Source organism: Prevotella rectalis, assembly GCF_900607215.1.
In the GTDB taxonomy this organism is placed as follows: Bacteria; Bacteroidota; Bacteroidia; order Bacteroidales; family Bacteroidaceae; genus Prevotella; species Prevotella brunnea.
This window is the reverse complement of the sequence record NZ_LR027820.1, coordinates 103,154-118,090: the sequence shown is the minus strand read 5'-3', so window position 1 is coordinate 118,090 and position 14,937 is coordinate 103,154. Positions and strand designations below refer to the sequence as shown.

15 protein-coding genes are annotated in these 14,937 nt (G+C 42.6%); 8 read left to right on the top strand and 7 right to left on the bottom strand.

What is annotated here, in order from left to right:
• Nucleotides 1-2 precede the first annotated feature (2 nt).
• Together porX and tsaE are read left to right on the top strand one after the other, a co-directional pair.
• Nucleotides 3-1,607, top strand: coding sequence for a T9SS response regulator signal transducer PorX (porX, locus tag E0E16_RS01465; protein WP_130828516.1), 1,605 nt, complete (start codon nucleotides 3-5; stop codon nucleotides 1,605-1,607).
• A gap of 31 nt (nucleotides 1,608-1,638) precedes the next feature.
• Nucleotides 1,639-2,049: a tRNA (adenosine(37)-N6)-threonylcarbamoyltransferase complex ATPase subunit type 1 TsaE gene (gene tsaE, locus E0E16_RS01460; protein ID WP_130828515.1), complete on the top strand. Its 411-nt coding sequence runs from the start codon at nucleotides 1,639-1,641 to the stop codon at nucleotides 2,047-2,049.
• Between the two features lie 702 nt (nucleotides 2,050-2,751).
• Here the strand turns inward: tsaE and trxA are convergent.
• Nucleotides 2,752-3,066 carry a thioredoxin gene (gene trxA, locus E0E16_RS01455; protein ID WP_130828514.1) on the bottom strand — a complete coding sequence of 105 codons (315 nt, stop codon included), beginning with the start codon at nucleotides 3,064-3,066 and terminating at the stop codon, nucleotides 2,752-2,754.
• Between the two features lie 75 nt (nucleotides 3,067-3,141).
• Nucleotides 3,142-6,858, bottom strand: a complete 3,717-nt coding sequence (dnaE, locus tag E0E16_RS01450) for a DNA polymerase III subunit alpha (RefSeq protein WP_130828513.1) — start codon at nucleotides 6,856-6,858, stop codon at nucleotides 3,142-3,144.
• Between the two features lie 133 nt (nucleotides 6,859-6,991).
• Here dnaE and E0E16_RS01445 point away from each other — a divergent pair, with 133 nt between their 5' ends.
• From E0E16_RS01445 to E0E16_RS01435, 3 genes are read left to right on the top strand one after another with little or no spacing between them, the layout of a single operon-like run.
• Nucleotides 6,992-7,684 carry a phosphatidylserine decarboxylase family protein gene (locus E0E16_RS01445; RefSeq protein ID WP_130828512.1) on the top strand — a complete coding sequence of 231 codons (693 nt, stop codon included), beginning with the start codon at nucleotides 6,992-6,994 and terminating at the stop codon, nucleotides 7,682-7,684.
• 15 nt (nucleotides 7,685-7,699) lie between these two features.
• Entirely contained in the window at nucleotides 7,700-8,395 is a 696-nt protein-coding gene (gene pssA / locus E0E16_RS01440) for a CDP-diacylglycerol--serine O-phosphatidyltransferase (RefSeq protein WP_165444183.1), read from the top strand.
• 39 nt (nucleotides 8,396-8,434) lie between these two features.
• Nucleotides 8,435-8,704, top strand: coding sequence for a DUF4834 domain-containing protein (locus E0E16_RS01435; protein WP_130828511.1), 270 nt, complete (start codon nucleotides 8,435-8,437; stop codon nucleotides 8,702-8,704).
• Between the two features lie 886 nt (nucleotides 8,705-9,590).
• On the opposite strand, the gene pyrH is transcribed toward E0E16_RS01435, so the two are convergent.
• Genes pyrH through E0E16_RS01420 form a run of 3 tightly spaced genes read right to left on the bottom strand, consistent with a single transcriptional unit; the run spans nucleotide 9,591 to nucleotide 11,502 of the window.
• Nucleotides 9,591-10,301: a UMP kinase gene (gene pyrH, locus E0E16_RS01430; RefSeq protein WP_130828510.1), complete on the bottom strand. Its 711-nt coding sequence runs from the start codon at nucleotides 10,299-10,301 to the stop codon at nucleotides 9,591-9,593.
• A complete protein-coding gene (locus E0E16_RS01425; protein WP_130828509.1) occupies nucleotides 10,288-11,079 on the bottom strand; it encodes a biotin--[acetyl-CoA-carboxylase] ligase in 792 nt (263 codons plus the stop codon). The genes pyrH and E0E16_RS01425 overlap by 14 nt, the downstream gene beginning before the upstream one ends.
• A gap of 57 nt (nucleotides 11,080-11,136) precedes the next feature.
• A complete protein-coding gene (locus E0E16_RS01420) occupies nucleotides 11,137-11,502 on the bottom strand; it encodes a YraN family protein (protein WP_130828508.1) in 366 nt (121 codons plus the stop codon).
• Nucleotides 11,503-11,620: 118 nt separating this feature from the next.
• Between E0E16_RS01420 and E0E16_RS01415 the strand changes: the two genes are divergently transcribed.
• Nucleotides 11,621-12,073 carry a nucleoside deaminase gene (locus E0E16_RS01415; RefSeq protein WP_130828507.1) on the top strand — a complete coding sequence of 151 codons (453 nt, stop codon included), beginning with the start codon at nucleotides 11,621-11,623 and terminating at the stop codon, nucleotides 12,071-12,073.
• A gap of 45 nt (nucleotides 12,074-12,118) precedes the next feature.
• Here E0E16_RS01415 and E0E16_RS01410 read toward each other — a convergent pair whose 3' ends face one another.
• Nucleotides 12,119-13,066: a hypothetical protein gene (locus tag E0E16_RS01410; RefSeq protein WP_130828506.1), complete on the bottom strand. Its 948-nt coding sequence runs from the start codon at nucleotides 13,064-13,066 to the stop codon at nucleotides 12,119-12,121.
• A gap of 191 nt (nucleotides 13,067-13,257) precedes the next feature.
• Between E0E16_RS01410 and E0E16_RS01405 the strand changes: the two genes are divergently transcribed.
• Together E0E16_RS01405 and E0E16_RS01400 are read left to right on the top strand one after the other, a co-directional pair.
• On the top strand, nucleotides 13,258-13,602 hold the full coding sequence (locus tag E0E16_RS01405; protein ID WP_130828505.1) for a hypothetical protein: 345 nt from the start codon (nucleotides 13,258-13,260) through the stop codon (nucleotides 13,600-13,602).
• Nucleotides 13,603-13,683: 81 nt separating this feature from the next.
• Nucleotides 13,684-14,073: a hypothetical protein gene (locus E0E16_RS01400; protein ID WP_130828504.1), complete on the top strand. Its 390-nt coding sequence runs from the start codon at nucleotides 13,684-13,686 to the stop codon at nucleotides 14,071-14,073.
• Between the two features lie 359 nt (nucleotides 14,074-14,432).
• Here the strand turns inward: E0E16_RS01400 and E0E16_RS01395 are convergent.
• On the bottom strand, nucleotides 14,433-14,937 hold a 505-nt coding region (locus tag E0E16_RS01395), incomplete at its 5' end, for a transposase (protein ID WP_130829700.1).

Below are 14,937 nucleotides of genomic sequence, written 5' to 3'. Positions count from 1 at the left end.
ATATGAACGGATTATTACTTTGGATTGACGACGAAATAGAACTCCTCAAGGCTCATATTATCTTTCTGAAGAACAAAGGTTACGAAGTGATCACGGTAAGCAACGGTACTGACGCCATAGAATATTGCAAAACCCAGACTTTCGACCTTGTTCTCCTCGATGAACAAATGCCCGGACTTTCCGGATTGGAGACCTTGCAACAAATCAAAGAAACACAACCAGCCACGCCCATAGTCATGGTAACCAAGAGCGAGGAGGAAAATATCATGGAGCAAGCCATAGGCTCAAAGATTGCAGATTATCTGATAAAGCCTGTCAATCCCATGCAGATACTTCTTACTCTTAAAAAGAATATTCACCGAAAAGAAATCGTTACGGAGGTAACGCAAAGCAGTTATCAACAGGAATACAGGCAAATCGCAATGCAAATCAGCGATTGCAAAAATTTCAACGATTGGAAAAGTGTATATAAAAAGTTGGTGAAATGGGAATTGGAACTCAGCAGCACAGGCAGCGATATGTCTGAAATGCTAAAAATGCAAAAAGAGGACGCCAACAATGGTTTTGCCAAATTCGTAGCAAAGCATTATCATGATTGGGTAGAACAGAGAGGGATGACTTCAAACGGCAAGTTTCAAAAGATTAGCAGAGCAAGCAATGAAGGAGAGGACATACGTCCCCTGATGAGTCCGGAGATATTCAAGTCGAGAGTGTTCCCCATGATAGATGCCGGAAATAAAGTTTTCTTAATCGTAATGGATAACTTCAGGTTCGATCAGTGGAGAGTCCTTTCTGAAGAAATAGGTGATAGATTCGACATTGATGAAGATTTGTACATGTCCATCCTGCCCACTGCAACACAATACGCCCGCAATGCCATCTTCAGTGGTCTGATGCCGTTGCAAATTGCCCGAATGTTCCCCGACCTATGGGTGGATGAAGACGAGGAAGAGGGAAAAAATCTCAATGAAGGTCCGCTCATTCAGACACAGATTGATCGTTACCGCCGACACGACAAATTCTCCTACAACAAGATAAACGACTCGAATGGGGCGGAGAAATTCATGCAACAGTTCAACAACCTCAAGCACAACGACCTTAACGTACTTGTGGTTAATTTCATAGACATGCTTTCTCATGCTCGGACGGAGATGAAAATGATTCGCGAGTTGGCAAGTAACGAAAGTGCTTACCGCTCCATCACGCTGAGTTGGTTTCGACATAGCATCCTGTCGGACATCTTCAAGGAGTTGGCAAACTCTGATTATAAAATCATTCTAACCACTGACCACGGTTCAATCCGTACAACCAAACCGGTGAAAATCATAGGCGACAGGAACACGAACACCAACTTGCGCTACAAACTCGGCAAGAACCTCAGTTATGATGCCAAAGAGGTGCTCACCATCAAAGACCCGGAAAAGGTGCAATTGCCTTCTCCCAACATCAGCACAAGCTATGTATTCGCCACCGGAGATGACTTTTTCGCTTATCCGAACAATTACAACTACTACGTATCTTATTACAAAGATACTTTCCAACACGGAGGCATATCCATGGAGGAAATGATGATTCCACTCATCACACTCACGCCGAGAAAAAGATAAAACAACAGAAAAGAACATAAAAACAAACAAAATGGAAATTCAAATAAAAAGCCTCGATACCATCCAAGAGGCAGCAAAGACATTTATCGAAAATATTGGCAAAAACAAGGTGTTCGCTTTCTATGGAAAGATGGGTGCGGGAAAGACCACTTTCATCAAAGCCGTATGCGAGACATTGGGCGTAACCGATGTAATCACGTCGCCCACATTTGCCATTGTAAATGAATACACCGATGGAGAAGACAACCCCATCTATCACTTCGATTTCTATCGCATAAAAAAACTTGAGGAGGTTTATGACATGGGCTATGAAGACTATTTCTATAGCGGAAACTTATGTTTGTTGGAATGGCCCGAACTCATAGAAGAACTCTTGCCGGAAAATGCCATCAAGGTAAGAATCGAGGAACAAAAAGGGGGCAGCCGCGTAGTAAGTTTTTAGCAAAAAGCAACCGCAACCGAAAATAGGAATTCATGAATGCTGCCCGGTCCTCGCAATTTCTTCGCCCCATTATGGTCAATTTCCAAAGAAACGTAAAACTCGCCAAACCCCTTTTCTTCGCTTGAGAAAATAAGAGGAAAGAAATGAAATCAGCCTCCGATTTGCAATAGCTTAGGTTTCACCTTTTAAAAGCTAAGCTTTTACAACACAAAAGCTAAGCTTTTGCAGTGCAAAACCTTAGCTTTTAAAAAGCAAGCCATAAACAACTGAATATCAGCGGATTATAGACACTCTAAAATCATCCTGCTTTTCGCATGAAAAAAAGGAAGAATTGCCGTATTCTGCCATAAAAATAACGAGTAAGAAGAGTGGTGGATTTATGGCGAATTTAAAATGATTTATTGCTGTCCGGTAAAACTTTTTTGGGGCTATCTGTGTTAGTTAAAATAGACTTAAACTTATTATTTCTTAGAATTATCGGTTATTTTAGGTCTTTTCTTGTCAAAATAAGTGCATTTTATAATGCTTACAGTTTGAAACTGAAAACCAAGCCCCAGGATGAGTAAAACGGCTGCAATACCGATGGATAAAGAGATACAGAGCTTTCAGTTAATTTTTACCGGACAGCAATAAAAATGATTACAAAAAATGGCATAGCTGAGAATGAGGCTACGCCATTTTTTTATATCTCTTTATTGTCAATCAGAGAAGAGCTTTGAACTTCTCATCGAGCACAGCCTTAGAAGCCGCTCCCACGAACTTATCTACCAACTTTCCGCCTTTGAAGAAAAGAATGGTAGGAATGTTGCGTACACCGAAATCTATGGCAAGATCATCGTTCTCTTCCACATCACATTTCCCCACAACTATCTTTCCATCATAATCGTTTGCCAACTCTGAAATGATGGGACCCACCATTTTGCAAGGTCCACACCAAGTTGCCCACAAATCAACCACCAAGGGTAGTTCACCATTCTTGTAACTCTCAAAATTTTGACTTGTAATTTCTACTTCCATTTTGTTTCTATGTTTTATTGGATAATGTATTTATTGTTTAGATTATCTTTCAAATAGTATGCCAAAAGTTCACTTTTAATTAATAAAATACTCCATATTTTCAGCGACATCCAAGAAATCCAAGAGTCTCTTATCCACGTTTATGCCTCTGTTTTTGCTGTGAAGCATCACGGTGGTTTGCTGTGGAGTGCGCAAGGTGATGTAAAGTTGCGTGCTTCCCGGATTATTATCAACCAAAGATGACAGCTCTGACACCGTGGACTCGTTTACTGACAATGCGTCCATGGCAATGGTAATACGTTGCAGACGATGTTCCTTCACATCATATAATTGCTCTACATTTTGAACTTTAAGCTCAAACAGATTGCTGTTGCGATAACGGGGCTGACATTTTGCAGTAACAAAAATGGTGTAGTTCTCCTTCATCAGTCCGTTCCACCGTGCCCAGTCATCGCCAAAGAGTGCCAATTCTCCGGAACCTTCAAAATCTTCTATTGTAACAAACCCAAAGGGTTTCCCGGTTTTTTGAGAAAAGCGCTCATTAACAGCAGTGATAATACCACCAAACGTAATTTCATCGCGTTTTGAAAGCTCCTCGAAATCTGCGTTGCGAGATATTTCCACCGCATGAGTGTTGCACAAATGATTTAAAATTACGCTGTATTCATCCAAGGGATGAGCCGAAAGATAGATACCCACCAAATCTCTCTCTCGATTGAGTTTCTCTATCGTTGGCCATTTCTCACCTTTGGGAATTTGAGGATGAGTTACTGCCACGGCATTCAACCCTCCAAAGAGCGAATTTTGTTGTTGCGATTTCTCTTGCTGGTAAAGTTGCGCGTATCTGACAAGTGTATCAAGGAACAGCACGCCTTTGGCATTCACGCCGAAAAACTGCTCACGCTGCAATCCAAAACTATCGAAGGCACCACTATAGGCCAAACTTTCATAAGCCTTTCTATTGACATTGCACAAATCCACACGTTCCGCGAAATCGAAAATGTCTTTGTAGGGACCGTTTGCCTCACGCTCTCTTACGATGGCTTGTGCCGCACCGGTTCCCATCCCCTTAATTGCGGAAAGTCCGAAACGTATCTCCCCTTTCCCATTCACGCCAAATTCCATCCTACTCTCGTTCACATCGGGTCCGAGTGTCGCTATTTTCAAAGCCTTACACTCCTCCATGAGCTTCGTTATTTCCGTAATCTGACTAAAACGGCGCGTCATCAGAGCCGCCATAAATTCAGCGGGATAATGCGCCTTCAGGTAGGCTGTTTGATAAGCCACCCATGAATAACAAGTGGCGTGCGACTTATTAAAAGCATAACTGGCAAATTTTTCCCAGTCGGTCCATATTTTCTCAAGTATTTGAGGGTCGTGTCCGTTCTTGGTACCTTGCTCGATGAACTTCGGTTTCATGGCATCAACAATGGCTTTTTTCTTCTTTCCCATTGCTTTACGCAAGGCATCGCTTTCTCCACGCGTAAAATTTGCCAACTGTCGGCTGAGGAGCATCACCTGTTCCTGATAGACCGTGATTCCGTAAGTATCCTTGAGATATTTCTCCATGCAGGGAATATCATATTTCACCAAAGAAGGATCATTTTTTCGCTTGATGAAATCGGGTATGTAATCCATCGGTCCGGGGCGATAAAGTGCGTTCATGGCAATTAAATCCTCGAAAACGGTGGGATGTAACTCGCGCAAATATTTCTGCATACCTGCCGATTCAAACTGAAAAGTGCCGATAGTTTGCCCCCGTTGATAGAGCTGATAGGTAAGATCATCATCAATGGGAATATTGTCAATATCAACAACATCTCCCGTTGTCTGCTTAATAACCTTGCAGGCTTCCTTGATTTCCGATAGTGTTTTTAAGCCCAAAAAGTCCATTTTGATAAGTCCGGTACTTTCAATAACGTGCCCATCGTATTGGGTTACAGGCACTTTCTGGTCAGGAAAGTCAGGATCGGTAGCTGTGGACACAGGCACCCAGTCGCTGATAGGATTGCGACAGATAATAAATCCGCAGGCATGAATTCCCGTTCCGCGAATGGTTCCCTCCAGCATCTTGGCATATTTTATGGTGTTACGTTCCCGCACATCCTCGCTTATCTCGGCTTCTTGCAACCGTGGCGTACACTTGATAGAATTTTTCAGGTTCATTTTCAAGTTATCCGGCAAACGGTCGGGAATAGCCTTGCAGAGATTGTTCGACACTTCCAAAGGTAAGCCTTCCACACGCGCCACATCCTTGATGGAATTCTTCGTCGCCATGGTGGAGTAAGTAATGATGTGCGCACAGTTTTCCGCGCCATACTTATCCATTACCCATTGCAACACCTTGCCACGTCCGTCATCATCGAAGTCAGTATCTATATCAGGAAGGTTCACACGGTCGGGATTAAGGAAGCGTTCGAACAGCAAGTCGTATTTTAAAGGGTCTATCTTAGTGATACCCAAACAATAAGCGACTACCGATCCTGCAGCCGAGCCACGTCCCGGACCCACCATTACGCCGAGTTTGGTTCGAGCAGCGTTGATAAAGTCCTGAACGATGAGAAAATAACCGGGAAAGCCCATAGTCTTCATGACGTGCAATTCAAAACGGATATGCGTCTGCACATCTTCGGGTATGGGGTCTCCATAAACTCGTTTCGCGCCATCGTAAGCAAGTTTTGCCAGATAATCCGCCTCAAACTTTATACGGTAAATCTTCTCGTAGCCTCCCAACCGCTCGATAACGGCTTTCCCTTGCTCGGCGGAGAGAGGGTTTTCGCCATTTTCATCTGTGGTAAACTCGCGATAGAGGTCTGCTTTGGAAAATTTCTTCTCCCATTCCGCTTCCGTTCCGAAATCTTCCGGAATGGGAAAGAAAGGCATGATAGGTCCACTATCAATATTATAAATCTCTACCTTATTCAGAATTTCCATGGTATTTGCCAATGCCTGCGGAAGGTCGTCAAACACTTCATTCATTTCCGCTTGAGTCTTGAACCATTCCTGTTTGGAATAACGCATACGTTTGGGGTCGTTCAAGTCTTCCTGCGTTGACAAACAAAGCAAATGATCGTGAGCCTCTGCGGTTTCCTTATCCTCAAAATGGCAATCGTTGGTGCAAACATACTTTATACCATATTCCTCGGCAAACTGCAAAAGCACGCGATTTGCTTTTTGCTGAAGCGGAAAAGCCTCACGATTGGCAATTAAATTCGGGTCTTTCACCTCGTGTCGCTGTAATTCGAGATAGAAATCATCCCCAAAAACTCGGTGATACCACTCACATGCCTCGCGAGCTCCCGCCATATCATCATGGATTATTTTGTTAGGCACTTCTCCCGCAATGCAAGCGGTACAGACAATCAGCCCCTCATGATATTTCTCAAGGTCGGAACGATCGGTTCTCGGTCGGTAATAATATCCGTCCACCCACGAGCGCGACACCAACTTGATAAGGTTTTTGTAGCCGGTGTAATTTTTTGCCAAAACAACGAGATGATAACCGGAGTTGTCGTGCATCTCCTTTACTTTATCCTCTTTCCGCCTTCTTGCGACATACATCTCGCAACCGAAAATGGGTTTGAAAGGCTCTTCTCCCTTTTTCTTTCGTTCCTTGTTAATCTGAATGCAATAATCGGAAAACTCCTTGATACCGAACATGGCACCATGATCGGTGATCGCCATTCCTTTCATCCCGTCTTTTACTGCTTTATCAACCAAATAGGGAACTTTCGACTGTCCATCAAGTATTGAATAGTGGGTATGAACGTGTAAGTGTATGTAATTTTCCATTTTTACGCATTGCGGATTTTGAGTTTCAAAGTTACGATGAAAAGCTGACATAACCAAAAGAATGAAGCTAAAAATTTGTAGGAGCAACAAAAAAGAATTAACTTTGCAAGCAGAAAAAATACGAATCTCAACCATGGGAAAAATAAAGAGGAAACTCAAAAAAGTAAGAATACACCACGAGGGAACAGATCAAATTTTATACGGAGGAATAGGTGTAGTGCTTGTTGCTCTACTTTTGTGGTTTGGTGTTGATTCGAAAATCCCATTTTGGATATTCAGCGTCGTATTTGTTACCATATATTGCGTTGTCTTAAATTTCTATCGATGCCCCATCAGGTATTTTCCAAATGAGGACACCGACAAAGTTGTCGTCGCGCCTGCAGACGGTCATATCGTGGTAATAGAAGAGGTGGAAGAAAACAAATACTTTCACGAGAAAAGATTGATGATTTCTATTTTTATGAGTCTATGGAATGTACATGCCAATTGGTTTCCCGTAGATGGAGTAGTAAAATTCGTCAAGCATTTCAATGGAAACTTTCACAAAGCATGGCTTCCGAAAGCAAGTGAGGAAAACGAACACGCTGACATTATGCTGAAAACTCCCGATGGACACGAAGTGCTTTGCCGGCAAATAGCCGGTGCCGTTGCACGCAGAATCGTTACTTACGCAAAAGAAGGAGAAGATTGCTACATTGACGAGTATCTTGGTTTTATCAAATTGGGAAGTCGTGTCGATGTTTTTCTTCCCATTGGCTCAGAGGTTTGCGTAAAGATGGGGCAATCCACAACCGGCAACCTGACAGTTCTGGCAAAGCTACCATAGAAAAGACAAAACAAAATGGCATTGAAGAAACATATTCCAAATAGTATCACTTGTTGCAATCTCATCTCCGGATGTATTGCCACCGCTTTCGCATTCGGCGGAAATATACGGATGGCATTCGTATGGATAATCATGGGAGCTGTATTTGACTTCTTCGATGGCATGAGCGCACGATTATTGCACGTGAGTTCACCCATTGGAAAGGAGCTGGATTCATTGGCAGACATCGTTACGTTCGGAGTAGCACCTGCCACCATGGTTTTCTATGAACTCCAAATCATGGAGTATCCCGACATTTTGGAACGCTTTCGCTTTGTATTGCCTTTCGTGGCGTATATCATGACAGCATTTTCCGCCCTTCGACTTGCCAAATTCAATCTTGACGAACGCCAGGCCTTAGGCTTCATAGGTTTACCCACACCTGCCAACGCCTTATTTTGGGGTTCTCTGATTGTAGGCGTTGGAGAATGGATGGAAAGCTATTCATGGATGCCTTTCTTGGTGCTTATGGGAATAGCAATCTGTTCTCGGTTGATGACATGCGAAATTCCCATGTTCGCCTTGAAGTTTAAGCAATGGAACTGGAAAGGAAATGAAGTGAAATACATCTTCCTGCTCACCTGCATCCCGTTGATTTTAATCTTTGGAATAGTATCGTTTGCCATTATCATCGCATGGTACGTGGCTCTTTCCATATTCATTCAGAAGTAGCGGAAACAAAATTTTGAGCCTATTGGTATTTTCTTGACTATGATAGCACTTTTCAAATTCATATTATTCATATTCGGTGTATTTTTTATAGCCATCGTATGGATAGCCTATGCCTTTTACAAGCAAATTCGAAGAAAGGTGCAAAGATTCAAACCGGAAGATTGGACAGATAACCATCACACGACAAAAAACACGATTATAGACAGACGTTCGAGCGAACAGCGAAAGAAACAGGTTATTGGGGATGATGAAGGCGAATACGTTGATTTCACCATTTCGGACAAAAAAGGAACAGAAAAAGACAATTAGAATATTAATAAAACAAGAAAAGGTCGGTCATTGACTTTCAAGACATTGGTTTTTGAAATCAGCGACCGACTTTTTTCATTTCCCCCTATGCATTATTGCATTGTGTATTGCCATAAGTCCAAATCGGTCATTAGGATTTCTCGGTATTGTATGGCAGTGAGAAATTCTTTATCGTTTTCCGGTGGTGCGCTGAATGACTTTTTGAGTCTCTGCGCAAGGTTACATCAAATCATGCGACTTGACATGTTTTGCTCCAATGTTGAATAATACATATCCCCTTATGTCTTCAACCCATATTCAGCTGATGGCAGGCAGACGGCTTGATAGCGCACATTCGACCCGACCATCAACATGAAATTATATTACAAAAACAGCACCCGAGACGCACTTCGTAATCCATTGATAATCAGAATGATATTAATTGTGATTTAAAAGCTTAGCTTTTGCACTCCAATCCATGACCTTTTGCAGTGCAAAAGCTTATCTTTTAGCGTGCAAAAGATAAGCTTTCGATAGATGAATGAAGAAAATTTAGGACACTGTCGAACTTTTCTCGTATGCCCGGAAGGATTTTCGCGTTTTCAATGACTTGACAAAATAAAGAATATGCTTGCCTTTTGCCTTTCCCGGACAGGCAGGTATTGACATGAATTCACGGCGTATGGCTTTTAGTTGGTAAGTTACTGAATGACAAACATCTACAATTGAATGTTTCCAATGACTGTCATTAGAAACAAGAACTAAAATAGTTTCTAATGACCGGTTTGGGATAAAGCAATTACCATGTTAGTTTCTGAACGTTTCTTCCTGCTATTAATTGCATTGAATATCACCATCGCAGCAATTAGTATAAAAAGAAAGAAAACAATTGATAAGGGCAATGGAATTAATTATGCACCAATGTCCCTATTTCAACGCCCTCTATCACTTTCTTCAGATTACCCAATACATCCATGTTAAAAACATAGATGGGCAAATGGTTCTCCTTACACATTGTGGTAGCAGTGAGATCCATCACTTTCAAGCCTTTATTGTAGATTTCATCATAGGTTATCTCCGTAAACTTTTTTGCCGTAGAGTCTTTCTCCGGGTCAGCCGTATAAATGCCATCCACGCGCGTTCCCTTCAGCATCACATCCGCTTCAATTTCTATTCCGCGAAGACTGGAGCCGGTATCGGTAGTAAAATATGGATTTCCGGTTCCCCCCGAAAAGATACAAATGTAACCGGCTTCCATGGCTTCGATGGCTTTCCACTTATTATAAAATTCCCCGATGGGTTCCATTCGGATGGCTGTCATCACCTTAGACTTCACTCCTATGGCTCCCAAAGCCGAACTTAATGCCAACGAGTTGATAACCGTTGCGCACATACCCATTTGGTCTCCTTTTACTCTATCAAAGCCTTTTTGACTACCGCTTAAACCTCTAAAAATATTACCGCCGCCGATAACAATGCCAATCTGCACACCCATCCCGTGCACTTCCTTAATTTGTTCGGCATATTCTGCCAAACGGTTGGCATCAATGCCATATCCTTGTTTTCCCATCAGGCTCTCACCTGAAAGCTTTAGAAGGATTCTCTTAAATCTTGCCATACTTTATTTCTTTAAATTCATAACTTCTTATTCTCCCGGAAGAATCTCTTAAAATCAAATGACCATCATCCTCCACCTCGACTATGCTACCTTCGAATTCTCCCTCAGAGTCGATGTAAGGGAAAAAGCCTTTCGAACGGTAGAGTGATTCATGATATTGGGCTGTTAAACCGATGTAATTTCCACTGCGAATCAGCTCGTAATTACGTTCAAAAGCCCTGACTATTTTATCCAAAAGCGCATCCCGGTCTATCTCCCGGCCCACAATCTGCGCCATTGATACCGGATTGGGGACGTCGCTCCTGAACTCCGTTTGGTTCACATTCAAGCCAATGCCAAAGATACAATCCTTGATTCTTCCCCCTCCTATCTTCGTTTCAATGAGCGTGCCACTTAGCTTCTTGTCATTCCAATAGATGTCGTTAGGCCATTTCAGAGAGATGCCTTCATCAATATAGTCGGATAATGCCTCTTTCAATGACAGTGCTCCATATTCCGACAAGAGAAATTGTTTTGCTACCGGCACTTCCTTGGGATGAAGCAAGATGGAAAAGAGAAGGTTCTTTCCTTTCTCGCTTTCCCACGAATTACGTCCTTGTCCTTTTCCGTTGGTTTGATAATCGGCCACCACTACCGTAATCTCCTCCCCCATTTCCGGAACATAATCACGAAGATAACGATTGGTGCTCTCCGTAGTGTCCAAACGGATAATTTTGGCAGAAGAACGTTCCGGCTTTGGTTTCTTAAACAAATCGAGCAACTTTTTGTATAAAGTCATTTTCTTTATTTCCTTACTTTATGTCGAAAGCCTTTGAATGTTATTGGTCTGAGTCAATCAGATAAAAGGCAGAAAAGCATCTCGCACATGCCGCAGCGTGTGCCGCGTATCGGGAGTTCCCACAATGGTGATAATATCAAATCGCACTTCATTATCCATGCAATGGTTCTTGATATAAGCATTGGCAGCAATCGACAACGATCTGATTTTCGTGGCGTTCACAGCCTCATCCGCGTCAGCGTATCGTTCATTTCTGCGAGTTTTCACCTCAATGATTACCAACACGTCGTTCTCAATTGCCACAATATCCAAATCACGATGACCATATTTCCAATCGCGATCAAGTATTCTAAATCCACCGTGGCGGAGATATTCACAGGCTATTTCCTCACCCCATGTCCCCAAATCGTTATGTAGTGCCATTTTGTCTTATCGTATCGGATTTCTCAAGGCTTTTTTATTTGCCATCCGGCATTTAATTGCACATACAAAGTTAGGATTTTCTTTCTGAAATACAAAATAAATTACGTAATTTTGCAATATGAGCATAGAGGAGCAATTAAAGAAAGATGAGTTTTTCATGAGGTTGGCTTTAGCCGAAGCTCAGAAAGCTTATAGAGAAGGAGAGATTCCCGTAGGCGCAATTATCGTTTGCCGAGAACGCATTATAGCACGTGCACACAATCTTACGGAAACGTTGAACGACGTAACGGCACATGCGGAGATGCAAGCCATCACCATTGCCGCCAACGAATTGGGCGGAAAGTACCTTCAGGACTGCACGCTCTATGTAACATTGGAACCCTGTGTCATGTGTGCGGGTGCTCTTGGGTGGGCACAAGTGAAGCGAATCGTCTATGGTTGCAAAGATGAGAAGAGGGGATACCTCGACTATGCTCCTCATGCACTTCATCCGAAAGCAACCGTCACGCCAGGTATCTTAGCCGAAGAGTGCAGCAATCTTTTGCAGCAGTTCTTCAAAAGCAAACGATAAGTGCCAGTAACGAGCTGCCGTCAGTTGTCTTTTTGTCACTGATAGCTACTGAATCAGGCTCAGTTCGTACGATTCCTTTATTCCTTTATCTGACTTTCCACTGTCATCACTGGTAACTTCCATCTTGATTGAGAGAGACTTTAGAACTCCGTTAGGCAGGAAACTGTAGTCCTCATATCTCATAATCTTGATGCCCAGGTCTATATCGTCTGTTTCTTCCTCATCATCTTCCTCATCATCTTCCTCATCGGACCCTATGAGAAGGTCGGTTATCTCGGTGCTGTTGTCGGCTTCTTTCTTCCCGTTCAGCATGTCAACCGTTACTTTCAGGCGCACAGAGTTGTCGTCCATTCGCGCCACGGCATAAGTTGTAGTCATCGAATCGACAGTTTCCGACTTTCCCAGCAGCAAGGGCTTGCCATAGTATTTAAAATAATCGGGTATCTCTACAAAGAATTTTGTCAGGAAATCATCTTTTATTTGGTCTCTCATTTTCTCCTTTGGCAAATCTTCAGAAATCTTTTGCTTTGTCATCTTTTCAATCCACGCCTTTATTTCGGGGAGCGCTTTGTCAATCATTGCATCTATTATTTCTGACGTGCCCTCCTCTTTCAGCAGCCTGCCGTCTTTGCTGACAATCAGATGGATGGGCTTTTCTTTCATGTCGTTTTCATAAAAGTCGATGAAAGTTTTCAGGAACGAAAAATCTTTCACATTCTTTGAATTGTAGTTCAGCTTGGCATCCTTCATGACATAGTCAACTTTGAAGTTTCCCTCGTCATCCGTTCCCTTGACTATGAACATGAATTTTCGGTCGCTACCCTCTTTGTTTTCTTCTGAAATGAAATCAAAGATGGTTGTGCTGATAGCCTTGCATTGATAAGTCAGTGTGTCTCCGACATGGAGTTGTGGCATTAGTGTGAAGGTTGACTGTCCTTTGACGGTCAGGATGGCCATGAAACAAATCATTAGCGTTGTAAGTTTCTTTCTCATAAATCTTAATCTAACAGAAGTTTGGATAAATAGTGATTTTTGATTTGTTCAACAAAAGTACAAAGTTTTCAACCAACAGCAGTAAAATAAGTCTGTTTTTTCTTGTCTGTCAATAATTTAATTTATCTTTGCAGCATTAGAAATTAAAGATGAAGCATCGTTGGTCATATATAGTTCTCTTCTTTTTGCTGATGGCATTTACTGCTATTCAGCAGGCGGATGCCTCGACAGCCAACGGTGAGGATCGTGATTTGACAGCCCGTTGGCTTTCGTTCAGTCAGAGCCACGACACACATCAAGCCACATTCACAGACTCTTCGCAGCTTCTCCGCATTTGTAATTCACGCCCGGAGCGGATCGTTTCCATCCACCCGTTGGCATCTGGAGAACAGACAAGTCGCCATTTTCAGTCATTCACCTTTAAAAATGCGTTCCATAACCATTATCCCGGCTTGCAGTCAACTCCTACAAGTGCGATAATGTCGATGCCTTCGGCGGAATATTTTGTTTTCCGTTTAAGGCGTTTGCTTTGTTGAATTGTTGGTTTTTGTCACACTTTTGTCGTGACATAAAGTACAATTTATCAATATTTTATTCAACAGACACATTTTTATATTATGGCAAATATCAATAGTTTGCAGATGCGCGGTGCACTCTCAAGTGACCCACGTATATCAATTAGGAAATCATTCTTCAGCAAGAAGGCAGTCTATAACAACACACAGAGCACCATCAAGTTTCTCAAGAAAGAGTACACTGCCGAGGTCGGCATGCGGATAGAGAAGGTTTTGGCTATCGCCGCCGATCGGTTGGAAAGCGATTTGAAAGAGTCAGAACAATTTCAGGAGACGGGCCTTGGCAATTATCTGCTCGAAGGCGGAGTGTCCGACGACAAGCAGTTTGCAGTGTTCCGGCTATATCGCTACGACCGTCTGCGGTATGAGCCCGTTACCAAAATAAATTTCTACGAAGGCAGCTGTGCGGAAAAGATAGCGCAACTCTTCTGACCATCAGCCACTTTCACTCCAACAGCCATTCATTCCTATTGAATGGCTGTTTTGTCATCAATGGGTCATCTCTGCAATTTTAAAAACCAACGAAAAGAAACTTGAGAAATACAGGCATTGTTAATAGATTTTCAAATGATTGATAATCAAATAGATAACTTTCATGTTGCGAAAGTTCATCTATCGTTAAATGATGGTTGGCACTCGGTGAAACGGTACTTGTTCCAATGCTTTGAAAACGTCATCATGACCAATAGTGTCCTAAATATTTTTATTACTGTCCGCTAAACATAGAAATCCTCATTCCAACTCATTGAGACACAATAGTTCGGATGACAGCATGTTAGTGACAAGCCCCCTTATTCATTTTCTGTTACCTCGGGTGGCGATTCAGCCGCTGCTTCAAGCATGAGTTTCATGTCGGCATCCGGCATGTTGAAGAAATTATTCATGTTGAGGTATTCCATAAGTACAATGCGCACCATAGTAGCCAGCCCTGAGAAACTCCACCGCCTCTGCAATGAGCTTTGCAGCAGTGACAGTAATAGATTGGCAATGAGTGTAACCCAAATCTGTATCTTGATGGCGTTGGCACTCTCCCCATAGAAGTATCTAAGCGGGAAGTTCTGTTTTATCTGCTTGAAAAGAGACTCTATCTGCCACCTCCTGCGGTAGATGGCTACGATAGTCTCCATGGACATGTCAAAGTCGTTGGTAAGCAAGGACACCAACTTTGGCATCTTTCCCTTCTTGATATCCACATAGGTGATGATACGCGCTATATGGTTGATACCGCCCTTCCTGAACACCACCACCTGCTCACGATATTCCATCAGCCCATCCTCGTTCATATCCATGCAGTCT